Origin of the sequence: Paracoccus sp. (in: a-proteobacteria), from assembly GCF_047605025.1 — a bacterium.
GTDB lineage: Bacteria > Pseudomonadota > Alphaproteobacteria > Rhodobacterales > Rhodobacteraceae > Paracoccus.
The window spans coordinates 99497-124732 of record NZ_JASGGO010000007.1 but is presented as its reverse complement, the minus strand read 5'-3'; the positions used below and the strand labels follow the sequence as shown (position 1 = coordinate 124732).

General features: G+C 65.9%; 21 protein-coding genes, 1 other RNA gene and 2 pseudogenes. 15 read left to right on the top strand and 9 right to left on the bottom strand.

Annotated elements, in window-relative coordinates:
- Window positions 1–749: PDZ domain-containing protein (locus tag QM682_RS06260; protein WP_415128078.1), on the top strand; the 749-nt coding region annotated here is incomplete at its 5' end.
- 107 nt (window positions 750–856) lie between these two features.
- On the opposite strand, the gene QM682_RS06255 is transcribed toward QM682_RS06260, so the two are convergent.
- Complete coding sequence (locus QM682_RS06255) at window positions 857–1576, bottom strand: invasion associated locus B family protein (RefSeq protein ID WP_415128077.1); 720 nt, start codon at window positions 1574–1576, stop codon at window positions 857–859.
- Between the two features lie 475 nt (window positions 1577–2051).
- On the opposite strand from QM682_RS06255, the gene QM682_RS06250 reads away from it, so the two are divergent.
- Complete coding sequence (locus QM682_RS06250) at window positions 2052–3635, top strand: helicase HerA-like domain-containing protein (protein ID WP_415128076.1); 1584 nt, start codon at window positions 2052–2054, stop codon at window positions 3633–3635.
- Here QM682_RS06250 and QM682_RS06245 read toward each other — a convergent pair.
- Entirely contained in the window at window positions 3598–3993 is a 396-nt protein-coding gene (locus tag QM682_RS06245) for a DUF6477 family protein (protein ID WP_415128075.1), read from the bottom strand. The two genes, QM682_RS06250 and QM682_RS06245, sit on opposite strands and share 38 nt — an antisense overlap.
- Before the next feature lie 212 nt (window positions 3994–4205).
- Here QM682_RS06245 and QM682_RS06240 point away from each other — a divergent pair, with 212 nt between their 5' ends.
- Entirely contained in the window at window positions 4206–5465 is a 1260-nt protein-coding gene (locus QM682_RS06240) for a DUF6456 domain-containing protein (RefSeq protein WP_415128074.1), read from the top strand.
- A gap of 79 nt (window positions 5466–5544) precedes the next feature.
- Here QM682_RS06240 and QM682_RS06235 read toward each other — a convergent pair whose 3' ends face one another.
- A complete protein-coding gene (locus QM682_RS06235; protein ID WP_415128073.1) occupies window positions 5545–6093 on the bottom strand; it encodes a peroxiredoxin in 549 nt (182 codons plus the stop codon).
- A gap of 242 nt (window positions 6094–6335) precedes the next feature.
- Between QM682_RS06235 and lipA the strand changes: the two genes are divergently transcribed.
- Window positions 6336–7295: a lipoyl synthase gene (gene lipA / locus QM682_RS06230; protein WP_415128072.1), complete on the top strand. Its 960-nt coding sequence runs from the start codon at window positions 6336–6338 to the stop codon at window positions 7293–7295.
- Between the two features lie 210 nt (window positions 7296–7505).
- Here lipA and QM682_RS06225 read toward each other — a convergent pair.
- From QM682_RS06225 to QM682_RS06215, 3 genes and pseudogenes are all read right to left on the bottom strand, one after another.
- Window positions 7506–7982: pseudogene (locus tag QM682_RS06225) on the bottom strand (transposase); the annotation flags it as partial.
- A 205-nt stretch (window positions 7983–8187) separates the two neighbouring features.
- Window positions 8188–8286, bottom strand: an RNA gene (gene ffs / locus QM682_RS06220) — signal recognition particle sRNA small type.
- Window positions 8287–8346: 60 nt separating this feature from the next.
- Window positions 8347–10212: a bifunctional 2',3'-cyclic-nucleotide 2'-phosphodiesterase/3'-nucleotidase gene (locus tag QM682_RS06215; RefSeq protein ID WP_415128071.1), complete on the bottom strand. Its 1866-nt coding sequence runs from the start codon at window positions 10210–10212 to the stop codon at window positions 8347–8349.
- A gap of 141 nt (window positions 10213–10353) precedes the next feature.
- Between QM682_RS06215 and QM682_RS06210 the strand changes: the two genes are divergently transcribed.
- Window positions 10354–10812 (top strand): hypothetical protein, encoded by a 459-nt coding sequence (locus QM682_RS06210; protein WP_415128070.1) that lies wholly within the window; start codon window positions 10354–10356, stop codon window positions 10810–10812.
- A 38-nt stretch (window positions 10813–10850) separates the two neighbouring features.
- Here QM682_RS06210 and QM682_RS06205 read toward each other — a convergent pair whose 3' ends face one another.
- Window positions 10851–11717, bottom strand: coding sequence for a prephenate dehydratase (locus QM682_RS06205; protein ID WP_415128069.1), 867 nt, complete (start codon window positions 11715–11717; stop codon window positions 10851–10853).
- Window positions 11718–11857: 140 nt separating this feature from the next.
- On the opposite strand from QM682_RS06205, the gene QM682_RS06200 reads away from it, so the two are divergent.
- The 7 genes and pseudogenes from QM682_RS06200 to tnpB all read left to right on the top strand — a co-directional run.
- Window positions 11858–12391: a c-type cytochrome gene (locus QM682_RS06200; protein ID WP_415128068.1), complete on the top strand. Its 534-nt coding sequence runs from the start codon at window positions 11858–11860 to the stop codon at window positions 12389–12391.
- 170 nt (window positions 12392–12561) lie between these two features.
- Window positions 12562–14466, top strand: a complete 1905-nt coding sequence (locus QM682_RS06195) for an extracellular solute-binding protein (RefSeq protein WP_415128086.1) — start codon at window positions 12562–12564, stop codon at window positions 14464–14466.
- A gap of 40 nt (window positions 14467–14506) precedes the next feature.
- Window positions 14507–15649, top strand: coding sequence for a microcin C ABC transporter permease YejB (locus QM682_RS06190; RefSeq protein ID WP_415128067.1), 1143 nt, complete (start codon window positions 14507–14509; stop codon window positions 15647–15649).
- The gene (locus tag QM682_RS06185; protein WP_415128066.1) at window positions 15649–16755 is read left to right on the top strand and encodes an ABC transporter permease; all 1107 of its coding nucleotides are present in this window, start codon (window positions 15649–15651) and stop codon (window positions 16753–16755) included. Before QM682_RS06190 ends, QM682_RS06185 begins: the two co-directional genes overlap by 1 nt.
- Complete coding sequence (locus tag QM682_RS06180; protein WP_415128065.1) at window positions 16752–18347, top strand: ABC transporter ATP-binding protein; 1596 nt, start codon at window positions 16752–16754, stop codon at window positions 18345–18347. The genes QM682_RS06185 and QM682_RS06180 overlap by 4 nt, the downstream gene beginning before the upstream one ends.
- Window positions 18344–19561, top strand: coding sequence for a glycosyltransferase (locus QM682_RS06175; RefSeq protein ID WP_415128064.1), 1218 nt, complete (start codon window positions 18344–18346; stop codon window positions 19559–19561). Before QM682_RS06180 ends, QM682_RS06175 begins: the two co-directional genes overlap by 4 nt.
- A gap of 74 nt (window positions 19562–19635) precedes the next feature.
- A pseudogene (tnpB, locus tag QM682_RS06170) lies at window positions 19636–19758 on the top strand (IS66 family insertion sequence element accessory protein TnpB); the annotation flags it as partial.
- A 516-nt stretch (window positions 19759–20274) separates the two neighbouring features.
- Here the strand turns inward: tnpB and QM682_RS06165 are convergent.
- The gene (locus QM682_RS06165; RefSeq protein ID WP_415128063.1) at window positions 20275–21189 is read right to left on the bottom strand and encodes a phosphotransferase; all 915 of its coding nucleotides are present in this window, start codon (window positions 21187–21189) and stop codon (window positions 20275–20277) included.
- On the bottom strand, window positions 21186–22028 hold the full coding sequence (gene mazG / locus QM682_RS06160; RefSeq protein WP_415128062.1) for a nucleoside triphosphate pyrophosphohydrolase: 843 nt from the start codon (window positions 22026–22028) through the stop codon (window positions 21186–21188). Before mazG ends, QM682_RS06165 begins: the two co-directional genes overlap by 4 nt.
- 434 nt (window positions 22029–22462) lie before the next feature.
- Here mazG and QM682_RS06155 point away from each other — a divergent pair, with 434 nt between their 5' ends.
- The 3 genes from QM682_RS06155 (at window position 22463) to secD (ending at window position 25227) form a co-directional block, all read left to right on the top strand.
- Entirely contained in the window at window positions 22463–22678 is a 216-nt protein-coding gene (locus QM682_RS06155) for a hypothetical protein (RefSeq protein WP_415128061.1), read from the top strand.
- Window positions 22679–23213: 535 nt separating this feature from the next.
- On the top strand, window positions 23214–23546 hold the full coding sequence (gene yajC, locus QM682_RS06150; RefSeq protein WP_415128060.1) for a preprotein translocase subunit YajC: 333 nt from the start codon (window positions 23214–23216) through the stop codon (window positions 23544–23546).
- Window positions 23547–23559: 13 nt separating this feature from the next.
- Window positions 23560–25227: a protein translocase subunit SecD gene (gene secD / locus QM682_RS06145; protein WP_415128059.1), complete on the top strand. Its 1668-nt coding sequence runs from the start codon at window positions 23560–23562 to the stop codon at window positions 25225–25227.
- Window positions 25228–25236 lie beyond the last annotated feature (9 nt).

The window sequence follows — 25236 nt, the reverse complement described above, 5'->3', positions numbered from 1 at the left end:
ACACCGCGATCCTGTCGCCCAATGGCGGCTCGATCGGCATCGGCTTCTCGATGGCGTCGAACGTGGTCAGCAAGGTCGTGAGCCAGCTTGAGGAATTCGGCGAGACGCGGCGCGGCTGGCTGGGCGTCAAGATCCAGCCCGTGACCGACGATATCGCCGAAAGCCTGGGTCTGGCCCATGCGCAGGGCGCGATGGTCACGGATGTGCCCACGGGTCCGGCGGCGGATGCCGGGATGAAGGCGGGCGACGTGATCACCAACTTCGCTGGAGGCGAGGTCAAGGATCCGCGCGACCTGGTGCGCCGCGTGGCCGATGCGCCGGTGGGGCAGGCGGTCGATGTGGTCGTCCAGCGCGACGGCAAGCCGCTGGATCTGAAGATCACGCTGGGCCGGCGTGAATTGGCCGAAGCCGCGCCGGATGGCCAGGCCAAGCCCGCGCAGGCCGATACCGGCACCAGCAAGCTGATGGGCATGACCGTGGCACCGCTGACCCCCGAGATCGCGGACCAGCTTGGCCTGGGTCGCGACACCAGCGGGCTGGTGGTCCAGGAGGTCGATCCCGAGGGCGCCGCCGCCGACAAGGGCCTGACGCCCGGCGATGTGATCACCGAGGCGGGCCAGCAGCCCGTTACCTCGCTGGCCGATCTGGAGGCGCGGGTGAAGGAAGCCAAGGATGCCGGGCGCAAGTCAATCCTGATGATGGTGCGCCGGGAAGGCGAGCCGCGTTTCGTGGCCTTGCCCACTGGCTGAATGCAAGATGGCGGGGCCGTTGGGCCCCGCCATCAATGAAAGAAGGGCCGGGTGCGATGGCGCCCGGCCCTTCTTCGCGAAGCGGGGGCGCGCGGCCCCCGGCGGGATCAGTTCTTCTTGGCCGGGGCGGCAGCCGGCGCCGGGGCCGCGCCGGCCTGCGTCAACGCGTCAAGCCCGGCGGTGAAGCCTTTCAGGGACATGGTCAGGCTGACCAGTTTTTCCTTCGGCGCGCCGAAGGGCAGAAGCGAGACGGTCGCCTTGGTGCCTTTCTTCATCGGACCCAGTTCGGCATCGCTCAGGCCGATGCGCGAGATGCAGCCCACGGGCGCGCAAAGCATGAAAGGGTAGCGCCCGGCTTTGCCCGAATCGACTTGCAGCCCAAGCCCGGCCTGAAGGTCGGTTTCCAGCGGCGCAATGAAAGTGATGACGGCCTTGACATCGCCCGACATGGGCAGAAGCGAGGCTTCGGCCACCGAGGCGCCGTTCTGGTCCTTGAGCAATTGGTAAAGCTCGCAGGGATCCTTGCCGTCCGGGGTCTTCATGCAGCGCAGCGTCCAATCGCCATGCGTCGATTTCGCATAGGTCTGGCCAACCTGCGGCTCGGTGTTTTCGGGTGCGGTGGTGGCGGGCGTCTCGGCAGGTGTCTCGGCGGTCGTGGCGGGGGCTTCTGCGGCCGGTGCTTCGGCCGCGGGGGCGGCGGCGGAGGTCTCGGTGGTCGCCGGTGCTTCGGTGGCGGGAGCCTCGGAATTTTGCGCCATCGCGCCGCCCGATGAGGTGGCGATCGCAAAGATGGCGGCGAGCAGAGCCGCAGATGTCCTATTGGCCATGGTGCTTTCCTTCGGTCCAAGTTTCGTGCTTGGTCCTAGCACGCGTCCCGCGGGTTGTCAGGCGGGATTGCAGCGCGATTCCGTCACCTTTGTGTTTTCTTCGCCTGACATATCCGTGCCTTGGCCCAGGAGCGGGATTGCGGCGCGGAGCGCCGGAAATAAGGAAGCCGGGACGATTGTATACCCCGGCTCCCGATGCTTACCTTCCCTGCCGGACTGGCCGGTCATCATTGGACAGAAAGCTAGAGGCAAGGCCATTAGGCGTCAACTGTCCTAATCGCCATGCCGTGAAGCGCGCGGCGGGACTGTCGCCGGGGCCGGAAAAAAGCCGCGCCCGAAGGCGCGGCAGTCCAACAGGGAGGAATGCCGGAAGCGCCAGGCGCATGCCGACAAGAACAGACTGGCACAGAATACTTTCAATTGTATTGTCATTTCATAGTCGCCTGCACTTTTTTGCCGATATCATGGAGTCAGCATGGCCGGGATCATCAATCTGGAAACGGGAACCGTCTTCGTCGGCGGCGGGGGCGAGGGTCATGCCGAAGCGCAGAACCTGCTGCTGAAATACGCCAATCGCCACGGGCTGATCGCCGGGGCGACGGGCACGGGCAAGACGGTGACCTTGCAGACCCTGGCCGAATCGTTTTCGCGCGCGGGAGTGCCGGTGTTCATGGCCGATGTGAAGGGAGATCTGGCGGGCATCGCCAAGCCCGGCGGCCAGGAGCCGAAGCTGGCCGAGGCTTTCGCCGCGCGTGCCCGGCAGATCGGGGTCGAGCTGGATTATCAGGGCTTTCCCGTCACGTTCTGGGATGTCTGGGGTGAGCGCGGGCACCCCGTCCGCACCACCCCGGCCGAGATGGGGCCGCTGCTTCTGTCGCGCCTGATGGGGCTGAGCGACGTGCAGGAGGGGGTGATGAACATCGCCTTCCGCGTCGCCGACGACGAGGGGCTGGGGCTTCTTGACCTGAAGGACTTGCAGGCCATGCTGGTCTGGGTCGGGCAGAACGCCAAGGATCTGAGCCTGAAATACGGTAATGTCTCAACCGCCTCGGTGGGGGCGATCCAGCGCGCGCTGATGGTGCTTGAGAATGAGGGGGGCAACCTTCTGTTCGGCGAGCCGGCGCTGGAGCTTGCCGACATCATGCGGCTGGACGCCTCGGGGAAGGGGGTGGTCAACATCCTCTCGGCCGAGAAGCTGATGAACTCGCCCAGGCTTTATGCGACCTTCCTGTTGTGGCTCATGTCCGAGCTTTTCGAGCAATTGCCCGAGATCGGCGATCCCGACAAACCCCGCATCGCCTTTTTCTTCGACGAGGCGCATCTTCTGTTCAACGACGCCCCCCCGGCGCTGATCGAGAAGATCGAGCAGGTGGCAAGGCTTATCCGCTCGAAAGGGGTCAGCGTCTGGTTCATCAGCCAGAACCCGGCCGACCTGCCCGATTCCGTGCTGGGCCAGCTTGGCAACAGGGTGCAGCACGCGCTGCGGGCCTTTACGGCCAAGGACCAGAAGGCGCTGCGGCTGGCGGCGCAGAACTATCGGCCGAACCCCGCTTTCGACACCGCCGAGGCGATCCAGTCGGTCGGCACCGGCGAGGCGGTGACATCCCTGCTTGAGGCGAAGGGGGTGCCGGGCGTCGCGCAGCGGACGCTGATCCGCCCGCCTCTGGCGCAGCTTGGCCCGATCCCCGATGCCGAGCGTGCCGCGATGATCGCGGCAAGCCCGATGGCGCTGAAATACGGCAAGCTTCTGGACCGCGACTCTGCCTATGAAATCCTGGCGCGCCGCGCCGACGAGGCGGCGCAGGCGGCAAGCAAGGTCACGGCGGAAAAAGAGGATGGCGATCTGTGGCAGGTCAAGCCGCAACCAGGGCGCGGCCGGCGCTATGACCCCCGCATCCAGATCCCCGATGCGCCGCAGCCCAAGGCACCGGCGGCGCGCCGGTCAAGCAGCGACACGGTCGTCGAAGCCTTCGGCAAAAGCTTGGCCCGGCAGCTTGGCAGCAAGACCGGGCAGGCACTGGTCAGGGGCGTGCTCGGCTCGCTTTTCCGGGGAAAGTGATCGGATCGGTGCCCGTTCGTGCGGCCGTATTCCGCGTGATCGGGCAGGGCATCGCCAGCACCGCCTCGGCGATCAGGGCGATCAGCACCAGCAGGTGATGCCGAATATCGTAATCGGCGGCCTTTTCGCGCCGCGCCTGGTCTAGCCGGTCCTCTTCCGCGACCAGGCGGGAGAGGGCCTGGCCGGCCAACGGCAATTCGTCGCATTTCAGCACGCGGCGCAGGTCGCGCTTGCGGCTATACGAGGGCAACCCCGCCCGCGCGGCCCGCACCAAAAGGCGTGGGCGGTGCATGGGCGTCGCAAGCCCCGCCACCATGGGACGCGGCTGAAAATGGATCACGTTCGGCATCATGGTCATCGCGGTTCTCCTGCTGGACCTCGGGTTTAACGGATTATTGACAACCTAAACGTGCGTTGCACCAAAGCCCGCTGCTGCGCGCGGCGTGGCAAGGATTCTTTAGGAAATGTTAGGAAATATCACTCCATCTCGGCCGTTCTTCTGCCCGCTGGCAGCAGAGATGCGCACAACCAACGGGCGAGATGCAGCAAAATCGCCTCAGGAACGAAGGAATGGACATGATAATTCAGACGGGAGATTTCGTCCTTGGCGCCCCGCTGACCGGGTTGCCCGCCGGCCAGCAGGCGCCGGTCTGCAATTCGCCCGAGGATTCGCATCCCGCCCCTGCCGCCATGCCCGAGATGAGCGTGCCGGAGAAGCCCGCCGCCGGGCTGGTCGAGGACGGCGATCTGGGCCTGTATCTGCGTCATGTCGAGGGAGGCGAGACGATCCGCTCGCTGGCCCGCGAACTGGGCTTGCACGCCTCGACCATCCTGCGCCGCATCCGCCGCTTCGAGGCGCGGCGCGACGATCCGCTGGTCGATCAGGCGGTCGAGCGGGCGGCCCAGGCGGTGCCCGGGCATGCCGCCGCCGGTCCGGCGCTGCCGGGCGCGCGCGGGGGGGCGATGCCGGGCAAGACCGGCATGAAGCAGATCGCCCGTATCCTGCGCCGGCTGGCCGAGCCGGAAGCGCGGATGATCGTGGCCAAGGGCATGGACAAGGCCATCGTCGTGCGCAACGAGATCCGCACCGCGATCCTCGACCGGGAACTGGCCGAGCACATGGCCATCCGCTCATGGGTGATGCTGGTGCAGCAGGGGCGGATGAACCGCTATGCGATTTCGGGGCAGGGGCGCGAGGTGCTGCGCGGCCTTCTGGCGGCCCGGCGCGCCGGCGCGCTGCCCCAGGGCGAGGATTTCGCGCTGGCCGTTCCCGTTGCCGATCCGCAGGGCTGTGCCGAGGAGGCGGCGGAGTTCACCCATGCCGACCGCCACCGCCTTTACGAAGACCAGGTGATCGCCGATCCCGAAGATGGCCGCCGCCGCCGCGCGCGCGTCAATATCGCCGAAAGCCCGCTTCTGATGCTGGCGCGGCGGCGCGAGCCTGACGGCTCTCCGTTCCTGACGCCGGGCATGGTCGGCGCGGGCGAGCGGCTGCGCGAGGATTTCGAGCTGGCGCAGATGGGGCCGCGCATCACCCAGAACTGGGATCGTTTCCTGACTGCCGGCATCGATACGTCACGCGTGTCGGCGATGCATGGCGGTGGCTCCGAGGGGGCGCGCAACCGCGTCGCGGCCGCCCTGCGCGAACTGGGGCCGGGCATGGGCGACATGTGCCTGCGGGTCTGCTGCTTTCTGGAAGGGATCGAGATGACCGAGCGGCGGCTGGGCTGGTGCGCGCGTTCGGGCAAGATCGTCCTGCGCCTGGCCCTGATGCGTCTGGACCGGCATTATACCGAGACCTATGGCTCGGGCGCGCCGCTGATCGGCTAGGGCGCCTCGGCCAGGTCGTGGGAACGGAAAAAGGGCGCCCCGGTGGCGCCCTTCGTCATTGTTGCGGCTGCCTGCCGGGTCAGGCCGCGACATGCGCGGAATGATCCTGAAGCCAGGCCAGCACCGTCTCGGGCGAGGTTTCGCCATAGGGATCCTCGGCGCAATCGTCGCAGCGGCCGGCTTCCTCGAACCAGGCTTCGACCTTGCCGTCGTCGATGATCGCGGCATAGCGCCAGCTTCGCGCGCCGAAGCCCAGATTGTCCTTGCGCACCAGCATGCCCACCTTGTCGGTGAACTCGCCAGAGCCGTCCGGGACGACCTTGACGTTCTTCAGATCCTGGGCGCGCGCCCATTGGTTCATGACGAAGCTGTCATTGACCGACATGCAATAGATCGCGTCGATCCCCAGATCGCGCATCTGTTCGAAGGAACTCTCGAAGCCGGGCAATTGGTAGGTCGAGCAAGTCGGCGTGAACGCCCCCGGCAGCGAGAACAGCACCACGCGCTTTCCTGCGAAATAATCGGCCGTGGTCATGTCCTGCCAGCGATAGGGGTTGGGGCCGCCGACCGATTCGTCGCGGACCCGCGTGCGGAAGGTGACATGGGGCAGTTGCGCTCCGATTTGCATGGCTTATTCCTTTGATGGGGGCGGTTGGGCCGCCTCTGCTGTTGACCTCCCCGCGGCAGGGATAATGCTGCGGCGCGGCAATCGCAACTCGGCTCGCGTGCGGGCATGGTGTGCGGGCATGGTGTGGCCCGGTCGCGCCGATGCCGCATTGCCGCAAAGCACGCCGTGCCGGGGCCGGCCCACCCGGCGTTGCCATCGTCCGTTCAAGCGGTTATTTCTGAAGCAACCGCGATGGAAAGGACATGACCTTGCGCGACCTTCGGATGCCCGAGCAACGCCATCCCGAAAAGGCCCATCGGCCCGATCAGGAACAGCCCAAGAAGCCCTCCTGGATCCGGGTCAAGGCGCCGACTTCCGAAGGCTACAAGAAGACCCGCGACATCATGCGGGAAAACCGCCTTTCGACCGTCTGCGAAGAGGCGGGCTGTCCCAATGTCGGCGAATGCTGGTCGCAGGGCCACGCCACCATGATGATCATGGGCGAGATCTGCACCCGCGGCTGCACCTTCTGCAACGTGGCGACCGGCCGGCCCAATGCGCTGGATGTCTTCGAGCCGGGCCGCGTCGCCCATGCCGTGCAGAAGCTGGGGCTGAAGCATGTCGTGATCACCTCGGTCGATCGCGACGATCTGGACGATGGCGGGGCCGAGCATTTCGCCCAGACCATCCGCGCGATTCGTCACCGCAGCCCGGATTCCACCATCGAGGTGCTGACCCCCGACTTCCTGAAATCCAAGCCCGGCACGCTTGAGGTGGTGGTCGAGGCCCGTCCCGATGTGTTCAACCACAACCTGGAGACCGTGCCCGGCCTTTATCCAACCGTCCGCCCCGGCGCGCGCTATTTCCACAGCCTGCGCCTGTTGCAGAAGGTCAAGGAGCTTGACCCGGCCATGTTCACCAAATCGGGGATCATGGTGGGCCTGGGCGAGGACCGGCAGAGCGTGATGCAGGTGATGGACGACATGCGCGCGGCGGATGTGGATTTCATGACCATCGGCCAGTATCTGCAACCCAGCTCCAAGCATCACCGCGTGGATCGTTTCGTCACCCCCGAGGAGTTCGCGGGCTATGAGAAGGCGGCTTATGGCAAGGGCTTCCTGATGGTCTCGGCGACGCCGTTGACGCGCTCTTCCTACCATGCGGGCGACGACTTCGCCCGTCTGCGTGATGCGCGGCTGAAGAAGCTGGGCAGGGGGGCCTGAGCCTTCCGGCGCGAGCCGGGAAAACCCAGGCCCATGCCCCCGGCGCATTTCGGGGTGGCCGTGCCGCCCGAGCCGTGGAAGGGGTGGGGCGGGAACAGGCACCTGCCGGCAAGGGATAGGCGGCAACCCTGCTTCTGGCCCTGCGGCGAATGTCAGGGGACGCCCCAGGCACGCATCTTGATCTTTCCGCGCGCCTGCCCAAGCCCAGGTTCAGGAAGGTTTCCCCCAATGGCGGAGAGGCTGCGCGGCGGATCGCAAACTCTCCAGCCATCGGTGGTCCATAGTCCACGGGTCGAGGGGGTATTGGAAATCCCGTGCGAACCCGCCTGCGCGGGCCGTCTGAAAGATGATGGTCCATGGATCACGTGATTCCAGCCACTTTCCGAATTCGAGATTGGCGGTGACGATGGTAAAGGTCTGCTCGTGGATCTGGCTGATCAGATGGAGCAGCAACTGGCGGGCGGCAGCCCATTCCCGGACGGCGCGGCTGCCTTTCTTGAAATTGCGGATAGCCAGGAAGATCAGCCTGGTGGCGGCTTCCTCGGCGGCCGGGGCCTGGTCGACCGGGCGCAGGTGGGCGGCCACCGCCTTGCGGTCCTTCCAGCGGCAGAAACTCATGGAATGCCGGATCAAGTGAACGATGCAGGTCTGGACCGTGGTGTCGGTGACGCGGCTGATCAGGTCGGGCGGCATGATGCTCTATCCTGCTCAGGAGTTGGAGCCTTCGGTAAATCCGGGGCGGTTCAATCCGCTGATGGCCGAAGCTTTCGCGCGGATCTGCAAGGCGCGGATGCCCCATTCCTGGCATCACCACGAATGCCGTCTGACGGTAGCCTCAGATCATTCGGGAAATCACACCAGATTGACGGATGCGACTGGCAAGGAGGGAGAGCGGTGAGAGGCTGGACGACGACCCAAGCGGGACTCGTTACGGCTGCTTCCTTCCGGACCTGACCGGGTTGGCAAGGCGCTCGCCCGCGCCAACCTCTCGCGGCCTAGATAGGGGGCTTCGGGCGGGGATGCAAGGGGCGGGATGCAAGGGTCGAACCCTCTAGTCCAGCCGCAGCCGCAGGGTCATGAAACCGTCCGGTCCCTCGCCCAGGTCCTCGGCCCGCAGGGGCAGGCCGTCCAGCCGCGGCCGCGCCATGGGCGAGGTGTGAAACAACACCGTCGTTTCCGGCATCGGGCGAAAGCACCAGCCCATTCCGGCCCGGGGCGCCACCAGTCGGTTTCGCGCGACATAGCGGCGGATCACGTCACGGGTGCGCGGCCCGCCCGAGAGGATCACCGGCTGGCCCCGCAGGCTTGGCGCGAAGAAGCCGCAGTCGGACAGCCGATAGCTGTTCGTCGCCAGGATGAAGGGCTGGTCCGGCCGCACGGGCAGGCCGGCATGGCGAAGGTCCGTCACCCGTCGCGCCTGGGGGTCAAGCAGGCGTCCATCCGGGGCGTGGCGCGCTGGCCGGCTAAGGTCGAGCTGCCATTGCAGCCCGTCGATCAGGTCGAAGCTGTAGCTTGGGAATTCGGGATCGGTCAACTCCTGATCCCGCGCGCCGGGCTGGATGCGGTGAAAGAGGCTGGCCGAGCGTTCCAGCCAGTCCGCAAGCCGCGCGCCCGTCATCAGCACAGCGCAAAGCCGGTTCGGGAACAGGTAAAGATCGGCCAGGCTTGCCAGCGTCAGCCGGCCCTCGGGGACATCGGTATAGTGGTCGGGCCCGCCCCTGCCTCCGGCGCGAAAGGGCGCGGCCGCCGACAGGATCGGCAGGTTCCGCCAGGGGCCGCGCGCCAGCGCCCGGCGCAGATGCCAGCGTTGCGCCATGGCCACCAGCCGCAGCCCCGCATCCTGCCCGATCAGCGCGAAATGGCTGGAAAGCGGCTGCTGCGTGCGGCCCACGCGATGGCGGAAATGCTTCAGCGCCTGGCGATGTGCCGCAAGCGCGGGCGCCGCGACCTGCACATGCTCGGGCAGGTCCGCGACCGGCTCGCAGCGGCTGCGGAAGGTCGCGATGCGCCAATCCGCGCCGGGGGTCGGGCCGGGGATCAGTTCAAGCTCGATCACCCCCAGATGCGAGCCCCAGAAGCCCGGCATCACCGCGGGCTTGCCCGCCAATGTCCCCGAGGCGATGTCGATTCCCGGTCCCTGCGGGTGGTCGGGGGCGGGAAAGACGCGATGCGTATGGCCGCAGATCACCAGGTCGATCCCCGGAAGCGCGGCGAGCGCGGTTGCCGCGTTTTCCATCATCGGGCGCGGTTCCAGCGGGCCGATACCGCTATGAGACAGCGCCAGGATCAGATGCGCACCCTGCGCGCGCAGGCGGGCGATGCCCTCGCGGGCGGTCTCGACGATGTCGTCGATCCAGACCTCGCCGCGCAGTTCCGGCTCCCATGCCACGGTCTGGGGCGGCAGAAAGCCCAGCACGCCCAGCCGCAGCGGATGCCGCCCGCCCGCGCGGTCCCGGACCTCTCGATCCAGCACCAGCGTCCGCGCGCAGTTCAGTCCCGCACGGCTGCGCAGATTGGTCGAGACGAAGGGAAATCGCGCGCCCCCCAGCACGCGGCGTAGATAGGAAAGGCCGAAGCTGAAATCGTGATTGCCCAGCGTGGCCGCGTCATAACCCAGCGCGTTCATGGCCGCGATGGCTGGATGGGGGCCGCGTGGGGCAGGGGCCTGGGCCAGGAAATCACCCAGGGGGTTGCCTTGCAGAAAATCGCCATTGTCGAAAAGCAGGCAGTTCGGCGCCTCGCCGCGCTCGGCTTCGATCAGATGGGCCACGCGCGACAGGCCGAAACGGCGGGTCGGACGGTCGGCGAAATAGTCATATCCCAGCATATGCATGTGCAGATCCGTGGTCGCCATCACCTTGAGCGGGACGGTCGTTGCCGGATTGCCGTGAAGCGGGGTGAGAGAGTGCGCGTTCATGCGGAAGTCATGTGGTCATATAAGATTTTATGCAACCCAAGATTGTTATCCACTATGGGTTTCCTAACCTTTCGTGCCGAGCTTGCAAGCATGGGCCGATTGCGGTTTACAACGGAAAGCCCTGAACAACGTCGGTGGAACATGAAATTTTCGACACGCGAGGATATTGACCTGCCCGCGGCGGCCCTGTTCGCCGCCATCACCGATTTCCCTAAGATCGAGCGGGTGCTGGTCCGGCGCGGGGCGCGGCTGCGGCGTATGGACGGCAATCCGCAGCCCTCGCTTGGCAATGCCTGGCTCGTGGATTTCGACTGGCGCGGCAGGGCGCGGGAACTGCGCCTTCAGGTGACCGGCCTGGCACCGCCCGAGCGGCTGAACATCGCCGGCGCCTCGGAGCATTTCAACCTTGAGGTCTCGGCGACCGTGGTGGCGCTGTCGCCCTCGAAATCGCGGCTGCTGTTCGAATTGAGCATGCAGCCGCGCGGGATGAAGGCGCGGTTGATGCTTCAGACGGCCAAGCTGGGCAAGGGCCAGCTTGATCGCAAGTTCGCCGAGCGGATCGGCGATCTGGTCGGCAAGCTGGCCTCCGGGACAGCCTGATGCCAGGGCGGGGCTGATGCCAGGGCGGGGCTGGCGTGTCAGGCGTCCTGCGTCTGCTCGTCGCGCAACGGGTCGGCGGGGTAGACGCCCAGGATTTCCAGGCTTGAGGTGAAATAGGCCAGCTCCTCAAGCGCGCGGGCGACATGCGGGTCTTCGGGATGGCCCTCGATATCGGCATAGAACTGCGTCGCGGTGAAGATGCCGTCCACCATGTAGCTTTCCAGCTTGGTCATGTTGACGCCATTGGTCGCGAAGCCGCCCATCGCCTTATAAAGGGCCGCCGGGATGTTGCGGACCCGGAAGACGAAGGTGGTCATCATCCGGGTGCCGCCCTGTGCGTTCGGGCGGCGGGTGAAGTCCGGCTCGCGCGACATGATCAGGAAACGGGTGGTGTTGTTCTGCCGGTCCTCGATCCCCGAGGCCAGCACGTCCAGCCCATAGATCTCTCCCGCCAGGGGCGCGGCCAGGGCGGCCAGGGCCGGCTCGCCGCGCCGGGCGACCTCCATGGCCGATCCGGCGGTGTCGGGGCCGACCAGGGCGCGGATCTGGTGCTTGCGCATGAAGTTGCGGCATTGACCCAGCAGCACGGGATGGCTCATGGCCCGGTCGACCTGCTCGATCCTCGTGCCCGGCACGGCCAGCAGCGCGATGCGCACCCGCACGAATCCCTCGCCGATGATGTGCAGCCCGCTTTCCGGCAGCAGGTGGTGGATGTCGGCCACCCGGCCATAGGTCGAATTCTCGACCGGCAGCATGGCCAGACGGGCGCGCCCGTCGCGCACCGCCTCGATGGTGTCCTCGAAGGTGCTGCATGGCAGGACTTCCATGCCGGGGCGATAGCTGCGGCAAGCCTGGTGGCTGTAGGCGCCCGGCTCTCCCTGGAATGCGATGGTGTTTTCGCTCATTTTTCGTGGCCCCTCCTGCGGGCCGTGGCGGGGCGGGCACGCCATGGTCCAGTTCCTTGCGGGGCGACAACTATACCTTGATCGGCCAGAACAAAAGCGCATAGATACGCCTATCCACGGACTTGGGGAGGCCCGCAGACATGTTCGACACGATGACCATCACCAAGGCGGCTGGCGCCTTCATAGGTGCGCTGCTGTTTCTGTTGCTGGTGAGTTGGGCGGCGTCGGGAATCTATCATGTCGGACCTTCGGGACATGGCGAGGGCGAGCATGCCCAGGCCTATACGATTCCCGTTCCCGAAGGTGCCGCCGATGCCGGCAAGGCCGCCGATGAGGGGCCGGATTTCGCCGCCGTCATGGCCTCGGCCGACGCCACGGCGGGCGAGAAGGTGTTCGGCAAATGCAAGGCCTGCCACAAGCTCGACGGCACCGACGGCACCGGCCCGCATCTGAACGGCGTGGTCGGCCGCGCCGTGGCCACGGTCGCGGGCTTCAACTATTCCGACGGCATGAAGGCCCATGCGGCCGAGGCGCCGGAATGGACGCCCGAGGCGTTGCAGCATTTCCTGCTGAACCCAAAGACCGCCGCCAAGGGCACCAAGATGACCTTCGCGGGCCTGCCCAAGATCGAGGATCGCGCGAACCTGATCGCCTATCTGGAAACGATGAAATAAGGCCGGCCCAGGGGCAGGCGGGGCGCCCCTCGGGGCGCCTTTTTCATTCGCGCCGCCGCGCGGTCCCAGGGCATTCACGCAATTGCATGTTGATCGCCCCCGCCTGGCTGCTAGCGTGACGGCCAAAGGCAGAGCACATGCCATTCGAGCCAGAGGATCCACCCGCCCCGATGACCAAGACCCCGCCGCGCACCAGCCCCAAGCCCTTGTCCCTGCCGCGCTTCGCCCGACTGGCGCCCGCTCTTGCGGCCCTTGCCCTCTGCCCCGGCCTGGCGCTGGCGCAGGATGCCGCGCCCGCCTCGGGCAATGTCGTGGCGACGGGGATTTCGGTCTTCGGCACGCCGGAACTGCCCCCGGACTTCAAGCATCTGCGTTATGTGAACCCGGACGCGCCCAAGGGCGGCGAGATTTCGGAATGGGCCTCGGGCGGCTTCGACAGTTACAACCCCTATACCCATCGCGGCCGGGCGGCGGCGCTTTCCAGCGCGCCGCTTGAGGCGCTGATGGAACCCGTCGCGGATGAGACCGGCGCGACCTATTGCCTGCTATGCGAAAGCATCGAATATCCGCCCAGCCGGGATTGGGTGATCTTCAACCTGCGTCCGCAGGCCAAATTCTCGGACGGGACGCCCCTGACCGCGCATGACGTGTTGTTTTCCTTCGAGATCCTGCGCGACAAGGGGCTTTCGTCCTATCGCACGGTGATCGCGAAAGTGGTGGCCAAGGCCGAGGTGCTGGACGACCGGCGGATCAAGTTCTATTTCCGGCCGGACTATCCGCGCCGCGAGGTGATCCAGGCGGTCGGCGGCCAGATCGTCTTCTCGCGCGAGGATTTTCGCAAGAACAAGCGCGATATCGAGCAATCCAGCGGCACGCCCTTTCTGGGCTCGGGGCCTTATGTGTTCGAGCGTGCCGATATGGGCCGCTCGGTCAGCTATCGGCGCAACCCGGATTACTGGGGCAAGGACTTGCCGATCAATGTCGGGCGCCATAATTTCGACCGTATCCGCATCGAATATTTCGCCGATTACGACAGCGCGTTCGAGGCTTTCAAGGCCGGCGCCTATACGTTCCGAAACGAAGCGAGTTCGATCCACTGGGCCACGCGCTATGACTTCCCCGCGATGAAGTCGGGCGTGGTCAAGAAGGAAAGCCTGCCCGACGGAAGCATTGCCTCCGGCCAGGCCTGGGTCTTCAACCTGCGCCGCGAGAAGTTCCAGGACATCCGCGTGCGCGAGGCGGTCGGGCTTCTGTTCAATTTCGAATGGGCGAACGAAACGCTTTTCTACGGCCTTTACCAGCGCGTGAATTCGCCTTGGGACAACAGCGACCTGATGGCCAGCGGGCCGCCCTCGGCGGCCGAGCTTGCCTTGCTGGAACCCGTGGCGAAGGATCTGCCGCCGGGCGTGCTGACCGATGACGCGGTGGTGCAGCCCCAGGGCGGCAAGACCCAGCTTGACCGGGGCAACATGCGCCGGGCGGCCAAGCTTCTGGACGAAGCGGGCTGGAAGGTCGGCAATGACGGCATGCGCCGGAACGGCAAGGGCGAGGTCCTGCGGATCGAGTTCCTGAACGACAGCCCGACCTTCGACCGGGTGATCAACCCCTTCGTGCAGAACCTGCGCGCCGCCGGGATCGATGCGGTGAATACCCGCGTCGACGATGCCGAACTGACCAACCGCACCCGCAGCCACGATTTCGATCTGGTCACCGCGCAGATCGGGCAGGCGTATATCCTGAACGCCGATACCGAGCAGACCTTCGGCTCGGAAAACGTGGGCGATGTCTTCAATCCGATGGGGCTGGCCAATCCGGCGGTGGACAGGCTGATCCAGCAGGGCATCGCCGCCGATACCCAGGAAAAGATGGATACGGCGATCCACGCGCTGGACCGGGCCTTGCGCAGCCTGCGCTTCTGGGTGCCGCAATGGTTCAAGCCGGAATATACCGTGGCCTATTACGACCAGTTCGCCCATCCCCTGAACCTGCCCCCCTATGCCCTGGGTGAGCTTGATTTCTGGTGGTATGACGCCGATAAGGCCGAAAAGCTGAAACAATCCGGCGCGCTGCGCTAGGGCGGAAGGCCCGCGCGGAGCAGGCGGAGAGAAGGGGCAGATGGCAGCCTATATCCTGCGGCGTTTGCTGCTGATCATACCCACCTTGATCGGCATCATGCTGGTTAATTTCACGCTGACGCAATTCGTCCCCGGCGGCCCGATCGAGCAGGTCATCGCCAGGGTCCAGGGCGAGGGGGACGCGTTGCGCAACATCACGGGCGGCGGCGACGCCCCCCAGGCGCAAAGCGGCGAATATGCCGGCGCCCGCGGCATCCCGCCCGAGCTTCTGGACCAGCTTGAGGTGCAGATGGGCTTTGCCAGGATCGCCTGCGCGCCGGGCCATCAGGGCGAGCCGGACCTGAAATCCCCCGAATGCCACAAGGAAAAGATCGGCGCGGCGCATCGTTTCCTGATCATGCTGGGCAATTATCTGCGGTTCGATTTCGGGACCAGCTTCTTCCGCTCGATCTCGGTGGTGGATCTGGTGGTGGAAAAGATGCCGGTGTCGATCACGCTGGGGCTGTGGTCCACGCTGATCGCCTATCTGATCTCGATCCCGCTGGGCATCCGCAAGGCGGTGCGCGCGGGCAGCGCCTTCGATACCTGGACCAGCGGCATCATCATCGTCGGCTACGCGATCCCGGCCTTCCTGTTCGCTGTGCTGCTGATGGTGCTGTTCGCGGGCGGAAGCTATTGGCAGATCTTTCCGCTGCGCGGGCTGACCTCGGACAATTTCGCGGATCTTAGCCTTTGGGGCAAGGCTTGGGATTACCTGTGGCATATCACTTTGCCGGTGGTGGCGACGACCATCGCCAGCTTCGCCACGCTGACCCTGCTGACCAAGAACAGCTTTCTGGACGAAATCAACAAGCAATATGTGATGACCGCCCGCGCCAAGGGCCTGACCGAGCGCCGGGTGCTTTACGGCCATGTCTTCCGCAACGCCATGCTGATCGTGATCGCGGGCTTTCCGGCCATGTTCCTGGGCGTGCTGTTCGGTTCGTCGCTGCTGATCGAGACGATATTCTCGCTGGACGGGCTGGGGCGCCTGGGCTTCGAGGCCGCCGTGCAGCGCGATTATCCGGTGATCTTCGGCACGCTTTATGTCTTTGGGTTGCTGGGCCTGGTGGTCGGGATCCTGTCGGATCTGATGTATGTGCTGGTCGATCCCCGCATCGACTTCGAGCGGAGGGCCGGCTGATGGCGATGACGGAACTGAACCGCCGCCGGCTGCGCAATTTCCGCCGCAATCGCCGCGCCTTCTGGTCGCTGATCATCTTCTCGGTAATGTTCGTGGCCTCGCTTTTCGCCGAGCTGATCGCGAACGACAAGCCGATCATCGTCAGCTACAAGGGCGGCTATTACTTCCCGGTCTATCGCTTCTATCCCGAAACCGCCTTCGGCGGCGATTTCGGCACCGAGGCGATCTATACCGATCCCGGCGTGCAATGCCTGATCCGCACCGGCGGGCGCGAGGAATGCTGGGACGATCCTGAAGCCACCGAGGCCGAGGCCGCGCGGACCGGCCGGATCGGCGGCGAGGCGGTCGAGAAGGGGTGGATGCTGTGGCCGGTGATCCCCTATCACTACCGCACCATCAACAATGTGGGCACCGCCCCCAGCGCGCCCGACGGCGCGCATTGGCTGGGCACGGACGACACATCGCGCGATGTGCTGGCGCGGGTGATCTATGGCTTTCGCCTTTCGATCCTGTTCACGCTGATCGTCACGGCGGTCAGTTCCGTGCTGGGGATCGCGGCGGGCGCGGTCCAGGGATATTTCGGCGGGCGCACCGATCTGGTGTTTCAGAGACTGCTTGAGATATGGGGATCAACCCCCTCTCTTTACGTCATTATCATCCTGTTCGCGATCCTGGGGCGCAGCTTCTGGCTGCTGGTCTTCGTCTCGATCCTGTTCGGCTGGCCGGCGCTGGTCGGCGTGGTGCGGGCCGAGTTCCTGCGGGCGCGGAACTTCGAATATGTCCGCGCCGCCCGCGCGCTGGGGGTCAGCGACCGGGTGATCATGTTCCGCCATATCCTGCCCAACGCCATGGTGGCGACCCTGACCATGCTGCCTTTCGTGGTGACGGGCACGATCTCGTCGCTGGCGGCGCTGGATTACCTGGGCTACGGGCTGCCGACCTCGGCGCCGTCGCTGGGGGAACTGGCCTTGCAGGCCAAGCAGAACCTGCAAGCGCCCTGGCTGGGCTTCACCGCTTTTTTCAGTTTCGCCATCATGCTGTCGCTGCTGGTCTTCGTCTTCGAAGGCATCCGCGACGCCTTCGATCCAAGAAAGACCTTCCGATGACGCCGGTTCTGAAAGTCGAAGACCTGCGCATCGGGTTCCGGCAGGACGGCGCCCTGGTCCCCGCCGTCAAGGGGGTCAGCTTCACCGTGGCCAAGGGCGAGACGGTGGCGCTGGTCGGCGAATCCGGCTCTGGCAAATCGGTCACGGCGCTGTCCACCGTGGGCCTTCTGGGCGAAAGCGCGGAACTGGCCGGCTCGGTCCGTTACGCGGGGCGGGAACTGGTCGGTGCCTCCGAGGCGGAACTGCGCAAGGTGCGCGGCAATGACATCAGCTTCATCTTCCAGGAGCCGATGACATCGCTGAACCCGCTGCATACGCTGGAGCGGCAATTGGCCGAAAGCCTGGCGCTGCACCAGGATCTGAAGGGGGCGGCCGCACGGGCGCGGATCGTCGAATTGTTGACCCGCGTCGGTATCCGCGATGCGGCGCAGCGCCTGGCGGACTACCCACACCAGTTCTCGGGCGGGCAGCGTCAGCGCATCATGATCGCCATGGCTCTGGCCAACCGGCCCGAGCTTCTGATCGCGGATGAGCCGACGACGGCGCTGGACGTGACCATCCAGGCCCAGATCATGGAGCTTCTGGCCCGGCTGAAGGCGGATGAGGGGCTGTCGATGCTGTTCATCAGCCATGACCTGGGCCTGGTGCGTCGCATCGCCGATCGGGTCTGCGTGATGAAGGGCGGCGAGATCGTCGAGCAGGGGCCGGTCGCGGAAATATTCGCCAGCCCCCGGCACGAATATACCCGCATGCTGCTGGCGGCCGAGCCGCAGGGCCGCGCCGACCCCCTGCCGCCGGACGCGCCCGAGATGGTGGCCACGCGCGACCTGAAGATCTGGTTCCCGATCAAGCGCGGCTTCATGCGCCGCACCGTGGGCCATGTGAAGGCCGTCAACGGGGTCACGCTGTCGGTCCGGGCGGGTGAGACGCTGGGGATCGTGGGCGAATCCGGTTCGGGCAAGACCACGGCGGCGCTGGCGATCATGCGGCTGATCGAAAGCAAGGGGACCATTCTTTACATGGGCCGCGACATCTCGGGCGCGGTGGGGCGCGCGCTGCGGGCCTTGCGGCGCGACATGCAGATCGTGTTCCAGGACCCGTTCGGCAGCCTTTCCCCGCGCATGACGGTCGAGCAGATCATCGCCGAGGGGCTGGGCGTCCATGATGTGGAACCCGGCCGCGACCGCCGCGAGATGGTCGCCGAGATCATGGGCGAGGTGGGGCTGGATCCCGCCAGCATGCATCGCTATCCGCATGAGTTCTCGGGCGGGCAGCGCCAGCGCATCGCCATTGCCCGCGCGATGATCCTGCGCCCCAAGCTGGTGGTTCTTGACGAGCCGACAAGTGCGCTGGACATGACCGTCCAGGTCCAGATCGTGGAGCTTTTGCGCCGGTTGCAGCGCAGGCACGGGCTGGCCTTCCTGTTCATCAGCCACGATCTGCGCGTCGTGCGCGCCATGTCGCATCAGATCATGGTCATGCGCGCGGGCGACGTGGTCGAGCAGGGCAGCACCGACAAGGTTTTCGATACCCCCGAAAGCGATTATACCCGGCGCCTGATCGAGGCCGCATTCCTGACGAAGCTCGCATGAAAATCCTGTTCGTCCACCAGAACTTTCCCGGCCAGTTCCTGCATCTGGCGCCTGCCCTGGCCGCGCGCGGCCATCAGGTGCTGGCGCTGACGGATGAGCATAACAAGCGCCCCTCTCCGGTCGAGACGGTGCGCTACAAGTCTCCGGCCCCCGAGAACCCGGTGCGCGGCCTGGCCAAATCCTATGCCGAGCATGCCGAGCGCGGCTGGCTGGCGGCGCGGGGTTGCCGGGCGATGCGCGACCAGCATGGCTTTACCCCGGACCTGATCATCGGGCATTCCGGCTGGGGCGAGACGCTGTTTCTGCGCGAGATCTGGCCGCAGGCCAGGCTTCTGGTCTATGCGGAGCTTCTGTATCGGACGCGCGGCCAGGATGTGGGCTTCGACCCCGAGGTCAGTCCCGACAGCGATGAGGGGCGGGTGATGACGCTGGCTCGCTCGGCCCATCTGATCCAGGGGCTGGTGCAGGCGGATGCGGGCCTGTCGCCCACGCGTTATCAGGCGGAAAGCTTTCCGCCGGAACTGCGCAGCAAGCTGACGGTGATCCATGACGGCATCGACACGGATCTGGTGCGGCCGAACGCGGATGCCAGCCTGACCCTGCCCGATGGGCAGGTGCTGCGGGCGGGGGACGAGGTGCTGAGCTATGTCTCGCGTTCGCTCGAACCCTATCGCGGCTTTCACCGCTTCATGCGCGCGCTGCCCGAGGTGATGCGGGCGCGGCCTGGGGCGCAGGTGGTGCTGATCGGTGGCGATGGGGTCAGCTATGGCGGGCGGCCGCATGACGCGGAAAGCTGGAAGGCCAAGATGCTGGCGGAACTGGAGGGCCGACTTGATCTGTCGCGCATCCATTTCCTGGGCAGGGTGCCTTACGCGCAATATCTGGCGCTGCTGCAAGTGACGCGGGTGCATTGCTACCTGACCTATCCCTTCGTGCTCAGTTGGTCCCTGACCGAGGCGATGGCGGCGGGCTGCCAGATCGTCGCCTCGGATACCGAGCCGGTGCGCGAGGTGATGACGAATGGCGTGAACGGGCGGCTGGTGCCCTTCTTCGACCAGCCCGCGCTTGAGGCGGCGCTGATCAAGGGCCTGACCGGCGATCCCGAGGCTGCGCGGCTGCGCGAGGCCGCGCGGGCCGGCATCGTCCAGGGCTATGACCTGCGCAGCCGCAGCCTGCCCGCGCTGATCGAGTGGGTCGAGGGCTTCGGAGCCTAGCTGTTCTGAAAGGCGCCTGCGCGACTGTCCGTGGTTCTCGTCGTGGCAGCGTTTGACCGTCGCGTCCTTGCTGGTTCGTCTGGCCTTCGGCCAAGGAGGGCAAGGTGGCGCTGACGCCGGCGCAGTTGTCCATGCTGCTGGAGGGGATCGACTGGCGGGCCCCGGAACGAACCTGGCGCCCGCTGGCGGCGGGATGATCTGCGCACTAGGGAGTGTCTGAAACGCTGTGTATCTGACCGGGCCCGTGCGGTGTTCAGATACGGTCATCTTTCCAGCCCATAGAAAGGATCGCACCATCAAACCGTGGGATCAAACAGCTAGGGTCGGGACCCGTTACGGCCCATATCCAGAGCATGATGGCTGCGGTGCAGAGGAGGACCTTGGTGTGTCGGTCGTGGCGGAGCGCGATGTGGCGCGAGCCCTTCGATCGTCCGAACATGCTCTCGATCCTGCCGCCGCGCCTGCCGTATTTGGCGGGTGTTCTGCGGGATGTCCGGCCAGCCTTGCCAGGATTTATAACAATTGATTTCAATATATTAATGAACAGGTCGGCATCATGGCCCCGTCGATGGCCGATGGCATGTCGCCCGGTAGGGCGGCCAGGCCGGTGTGGCCCGCGATCATGAGGAGCCGGATCGAATGCCCTTCCGCATCGGCGACGGCATGCGGTTCATGCCGCCTTCGTGCCCAATCGGATCACCCTCGTTCTTGTTTCAGAATGGGGCGTTCGAATCCTCAACCTGGCCTTCCAGCCAGCCGCGCAAGGCCCGGATCAGGGCTATCCGCCGCCGGGGTTGCCGGGCACTGTCGAGGTAATAGGCCAGTGCGATCTCGGCGATCATGAAGCGCAGGAAAGGCAATTGATCGGGCGGCAGATCGCGCAGAAGCACCTCGTGATCGGCCCGCGCCACACCGTCGCGGGCGGGCAGGGGCCGTTCGCGGCGGCTTTCCAGCCAGACCAGAAGGCGGGCGAGATCGCGGACAAGGGGGATCGCACCCCAATTCTGAAGGTCGATCCCCGTCATCCGGTCCTGCGCGGGATCATAGAACAGATTGTCCGGGGTCAGGTCGCCATGCAGCCGGGCACGCAGGATCGGCCTTTGGCGCAGTGGCTGGGCCTCGTCCCGCATCCGCGCCAGTATCGCCGCGACCAGTGGACGGTCCAGCCAGTCGCCCCCGGCAGTATCCGCCCTTTGGCGCAGCCCCCGAAGCCAGAAGTGCGGCCCGAAACGGCCCGTCTCGGCCCCGTCCCGCGCCAGGGCGTGCAGCCATGCCCCGGCCCGCGCGACCAGCCGGGCGCGGGTTGCAGGATCCGCGTTCCGTAAAAGTCCGGCAAGCGGGCGCCCTGGCGCGGCTTCGCTCACCAGGACGCCAGCATGGGGCAAGACCAGAATCGGCAACGCAACCCCGTCGCGACCCTGGCCCAGAGTCCGCGCCGCCTCATGCAGCCGCGCGGCGGCGCCTTCGGCATCGCGCGCGCCATCCGGTCCTCGGAATTCCTTCAGATAGGCGGGCCGTCCGTCCAGTTCGATATGCCAGACGCGTCGCTTGTCGAGGTCGCGCAGCAGGTCCAGCGCCCGTGCCCGCCGCAATTCGGGCAGGGCGGCCAGATGCGGCGGCAGGTTCACGGCGCGGCTTTCTCGGCGGCCTTGGCTTCGTCCCACAACGCGTCCATCTCGGCCAGATCGCTTTCGTCGGGACGGCGGCCCCGCGCGGCCAGCGCCGCCTCGATATGGGCAAAGCGGCGGGTGAATTTGGCATTGGCCATCCGCAACGCCTCCTCGGGGTCGATCTTCAGATGCCGGGCGAGGTTCGCCATCACGAACAGAAGATCGCCGAACTCCTCGGTCAGATGGGCGTGATCGCGGGCTTCTCGCGCCTCGACGAGTTCGGCGCTTTCCTCGGCGAGCTTGGCCAGCACATCCTCTGGGGAGGCCCAGTCGAAGCCGACGCGGGCGGCGCGGTTTTGCAGCTTGACCGCGCGCGTCAGCCCCGGAAGACCAAGCGCCACCCCGTCCAGAACGCCGGATTCGGCCTTGGCGGCGCGCTCGCCGGCCTTGATCGCCTCCCAGTCGCGGATCTGCTGCTCGGCGGATTTGTCGCGGGATTCGTCGCCGAAGATATGCGGATGACGGTCGATCATCTTCCGCGAGATCCCCCCGACCACATCGGCAAAGGCGAAAAGCCCCGTCTCCTCGGCCATGCGGGCGTGAAAGACCACTTGCAGCAGCAGATCGCCCAATTCGCCCGGAAGTTCGTCCCAGGCTTCGCGGGCGATGGCATCGGCTACCTCATGTGCCTCTTCTATGGTATAGGGCGCGATCGAGGCGAAATCCTGTTCGATGTCCCAGGGGCAGCCCGTTTGCGGATGGCGCAGGGCCGCCATGATCGCCAGAAGCCGGGAAATGCCGGTCGGATCGGCGCCCGGCTCCTCGGCCAGCGCCGGATGGGGATGAGCTTGGGTCATGCGCGCCCTCGTGCGGTTTGCTGCGAACCTGCCTCTGCTGCCACAGCCATCGCGGGGAGTCCATCGCGGGAGGGGCGAAGGCGGTGGGGGCTTCGCCCCCGCGCGTTCCGCGCTCCCCCAGGATATTTGGGCAAGAAAGACGAGGCTGGGGCTTTTGCCTGCGCTGACGAGATGGCTGGGCCGGGGTATCGTCGGGGGGCTTGGCAGGCGGAGGGGGCGCGCGAAACCTGTGCCTGAGGTGACGGCCCCGGCATGGCTGGGACTGTCATTCACCGTGCGAAACTCTCACGCGGCAGGTCGATGGGCTTTTCCGGGAGCGCCATATGGAGGCGGCCGGGGCCACGGGCGGCTTTCCTGCCGATACTCGTCGGCATCCGGCGCATGGGGGACTGGCCTTGCCCCGAGCATGCAGGCATTACTGGAAGAGCGGCCGGATGGCCGAGTGCGCGGAGCGGTGGCTGGCGGATAGCGCAGGGCAATGGAGGCCCGCAACCCTGGTCGGGCATCGCTACGGCATCAAGGGTCACATCCTGCCCCACCTCGGCGAGGCACCCGCTGCGGCGCTGACGGCCGAGGATGTCGCGGAGTGGTTCGCGGCTCTGCCTTGCGCGCCGGGCTGGACCTGTCCCGGTTTCGTTCCGGTCTTCTGAGAGCGATGCTCTCTAGAAAGGAGACAGGATATGGCAGCGATACACAGCGACGAGTTCAAGCGGGAGTCGATACAGCGTAATCGGAAGTGGTTGGGGGATGTGCTGCGCGATGGTCAGCCCTGGGCACCAAGCGACGACCTCTGAAGTGGTCGCGTGAAGGTGCGGGGGCAAAACAGCCCGCACCTTTCTTTCTAACCCATTGATTTCCTGTCACTGGATTTTCGCCATTTTCGCGAAATCGGCCGATTTTCGGCCCCATGGCATCAAACTCTGTGATATTTATTTCCGCAACCATTTGATTTCATTGGTCCGAAACCCGACCCGGCATCAAACCTGTTGCAACCCGTCACCCGTCAGGGGGCATGCAAAACGCGGGGGGCGGAGCCGCCATCCGAACCTTATCCCAGGCGCGTCGCGTGGGGCGGGACACAAACTTGTCGGGCGGGCTTTCTTGCCATCCCAGACCCACGCCGCTAGGGTGCGCGCCAATTCCGCCGGGGGACGCCCGGAGCACGTTGAGACAAGGGATCAATCCATGTTCGCGACCCCCGCCTATGCCCAGGCCGCCGCCGCTCCTGCCGGGGCTTCCACCATCGCCTCTTTCGCGCCGCTGATCCTGATCTTCGTGATCATGTATTTCCTGATGATCCGGCCGCAGCAGAAGCGCGTGAAAGAGCACCGCGCCATGGTCGAGGCGGTCAAGAAGGGCGACGAGGTGATCACCCAGGGCGGCCTGATCGGCAAGGTCACCGCCGTGCGCGAAACCGAGCTTGAGGTCGAGATCGCTCCGGGCGTGAAATCGCGCGTCGTGCGCACCTCGATCACCGGCGTGGTCAGCAAAACCGCCCCCGTCGCCGCCAACAGCTAAGGCCGCACGCCAGATGCTTCAGATCCCGACATGGAAACGCGTGCTGATCCTGGTGCTGGTGGCGCTGGGGCTGCTTTATGCGATGCCCAACCTCTTCTATGCGAAGGTCGAGGGGCATAACGACGCCATCGAAAACATCGAGCGCAGCGGCGTCGAGACGCCCGAGGATGTCGCGGCCCGCGCGGCCTGGCCGAACTGGCTGCCCTCGGGGCTGGTGAACCTCGGGCTCGATCTGCGCGGCGGCGCGCATCTTCTGGGCGAGGTCCATGTCGCGGATGTCTATAAGGCGCGGATGGATTCGCTTTGGCCCGAGTTGCGCGATCAGCTTGTGGCGCAGCGCGACACCGTGGGCGCGGTGCGGCGCATCGCCTCGTCCGATGGCGGGCAGTTGATCGTCGAGATCGGCAATCCCGACCAGATGACCCGCGCGGTCGAAATCGCGCGCGGCCTGGCCACGCCCGTCAGTTCGCTGACCGGGGCGGGGCAGAGCGACCTGGCCGTTTCCGGCGCGGGCAACCGCCTGACCGTGCAATTGTCGGATGCCGAGAAATCGGCGACCGACGACCGCACCGTGCAGCAATCGCTGGAGATCATCCGCCGCCGCATCGACGAGGTCGGCACGCGCGAGCCGACCATCGTTCGCCAGGGCAAGGACCGGATCCTGATCCAGGTGCCGGGCCTGGGTTCCGCCGAGGAATTGAAGCAACTGATCGGCACCACCGCGAAGCTGACCTTCAATCCCGTCGTCGGCCGCGGCACGGACGCCAATGCCCGTCCGGGACCGGGCCAGATCGTGCTGCCCTCGATGGACGAGGCCGGGGTCTATTACACGCTTGAAGAAAATCCCGTCGTCACCGGCGAGGATCTGACCGACGCCCGCCCCAGCTTCGACCAGAACGGCCAGCCGGCGGTCGATTTCCGCTTCGGTCCCACCGGAGCCAAGCGGTTCGGCGCCTATACCTCGTCGAATATCGGCCAGCCCTTCGCCATCGTGCTGGACAATCAGGTGATTTCGGCCCCTGTGATCCGGCAGGCGATCACCACCGGCTCGGGCCAGATCTCGGGTGCGATGAATGTCGAAGGCTCGACCCAGCTTGCGGTCTTGCTGCGCGCGGGCGCGCTGCCGGCGCAGATGACCTTCCTGGAGGAACGCACCATCGGCCCCGAACTGGGGCAGGATTCCATCGATGCGGGGCGGCTTTCCTCGATCATCGCGACCGTGGCGGTCGTGGCCTACATGATCGCGAGCTATGGCTTCTTCGGCGTCATCGCCTCGATCGCGGTGACGGTGAACGTCATTCTGATCCTTGCCGTCATGTCGATGATGGGCGCGACGCTGACCCTGCCGGGGATCGCGGGGATCGTGCTGACCGTGGGAACCGCCGTCGATGCCAATGTCATCATCTACGAACGCATCCGCGAGGAATTGCGGCGCGGCAAGCGGGTGGTCAAGGCCATCGACGATGGCTTCAACGAGGCCATGTCGGCGATCATCGACGCGAACGTGACCTCGTTCATCGCGGCCATGGTGATGTTCTTCCTGGGCGCCGGCCCGGTCAAGGGCTTTGCCGTGACGCTGACCATCGGGCTTGTCACCTCGGTATTCACCGCCATCTACCTGACGCGTCTGATGATCGTGTTCTGGCTGGAATGGCGCAAACCCAAGCAACTGATTCTGTAAGGGGGCAGG

Bases quoted from the DNA above. Each gene is read 5' to 3' on its own strand.
- QM682_RS06205 (WP_415128069.1), bottom strand. From the start codon at position 11,717: ATGAGCGAAAACACCATCGCATTCCAGGGAGAGCCGGGCGCCTACAGC.
- lipA (WP_415128072.1), top strand. From the start codon at position 6,336: ATGACCTTGCGCGACCTTCGGATGCCCGAGCAACGCCATCCCGAAAAG.
- QM682_RS06235 (WP_415128073.1), bottom strand. From the start codon at position 6,093: ATGCAAATCGGAGCGCAACTGCCCCATGTCACCTTCCGCACGCGGGTC.
- QM682_RS06195 (WP_415128086.1), top strand. From the start codon at position 12,562: ATGACCAAGACCCCGCCGCGCACCAGCCCCAAGCCCTTGTCCCTGCCG.
- mazG (WP_415128062.1), bottom strand. From the start codon at position 22,028: ATGACCCAAGCTCATCCCCATCCGGCGCTGGCCGAGGAGCCGGGCGCC.
- QM682_RS06210 (WP_415128070.1), top strand. From the start codon at position 10,354: ATGAAATTTTCGACACGCGAGGATATTGACCTGCCCGCGGCGGCCCTG.
- yajC (WP_415128060.1), top strand. From the start codon at position 23,214: ATGTTCGCGACCCCCGCCTATGCCCAGGCCGCCGCCGCTCCTGCCGGG.
- QM682_RS06255 (WP_415128077.1), bottom strand. From the start codon at position 1,576: ATGGCCAATAGGACATCTGCGGCTCTGCTCGCCGCCATCTTTGCGATC.
- QM682_RS06200 (WP_415128068.1), top strand. From the start codon at position 11,858: ATGTTCGACACGATGACCATCACCAAGGCGGCTGGCGCCTTCATAGGT.
- QM682_RS06175 (WP_415128064.1), top strand. From the start codon at position 18,344: ATGAAAATCCTGTTCGTCCACCAGAACTTTCCCGGCCAGTTCCTGCAT.
- QM682_RS06185 (WP_415128066.1), top strand. From the start codon at position 15,649: ATGGCGATGACGGAACTGAACCGCCGCCGGCTGCGCAATTTCCGCCGC.
- QM682_RS06240 (WP_415128074.1), top strand. From the start codon at position 4,206: ATGGACATGATAATTCAGACGGGAGATTTCGTCCTTGGCGCCCCGCTG.
- QM682_RS06245 (WP_415128075.1), bottom strand. From the start codon at position 3,993: ATGACCATGATGCCGAACGTGATCCATTTTCAGCCGCGTCCCATGGTG.
- secD (WP_415128059.1), top strand. From the start codon at position 23,560: ATGCTTCAGATCCCGACATGGAAACGCGTGCTGATCCTGGTGCTGGTG.
- QM682_RS06155 (WP_415128061.1), top strand. From the start codon at position 22,463: ATGGCCGAGTGCGCGGAGCGGTGGCTGGCGGATAGCGCAGGGCAATGG.
- QM682_RS06180 (WP_415128065.1), top strand. From the start codon at position 16,752: ATGACGCCGGTTCTGAAAGTCGAAGACCTGCGCATCGGGTTCCGGCAG.
- QM682_RS06215 (WP_415128071.1), bottom strand. From the start codon at position 10,212: ATGAACGCGCACTCTCTCACCCCGCTTCACGGCAATCCGGCAACGACC.
- QM682_RS06250 (WP_415128076.1), top strand. From the start codon at position 2,052: ATGGCCGGGATCATCAATCTGGAAACGGGAACCGTCTTCGTCGGCGGC.
- QM682_RS06190 (WP_415128067.1), top strand. From the start codon at position 14,507: ATGGCAGCCTATATCCTGCGGCGTTTGCTGCTGATCATACCCACCTTG.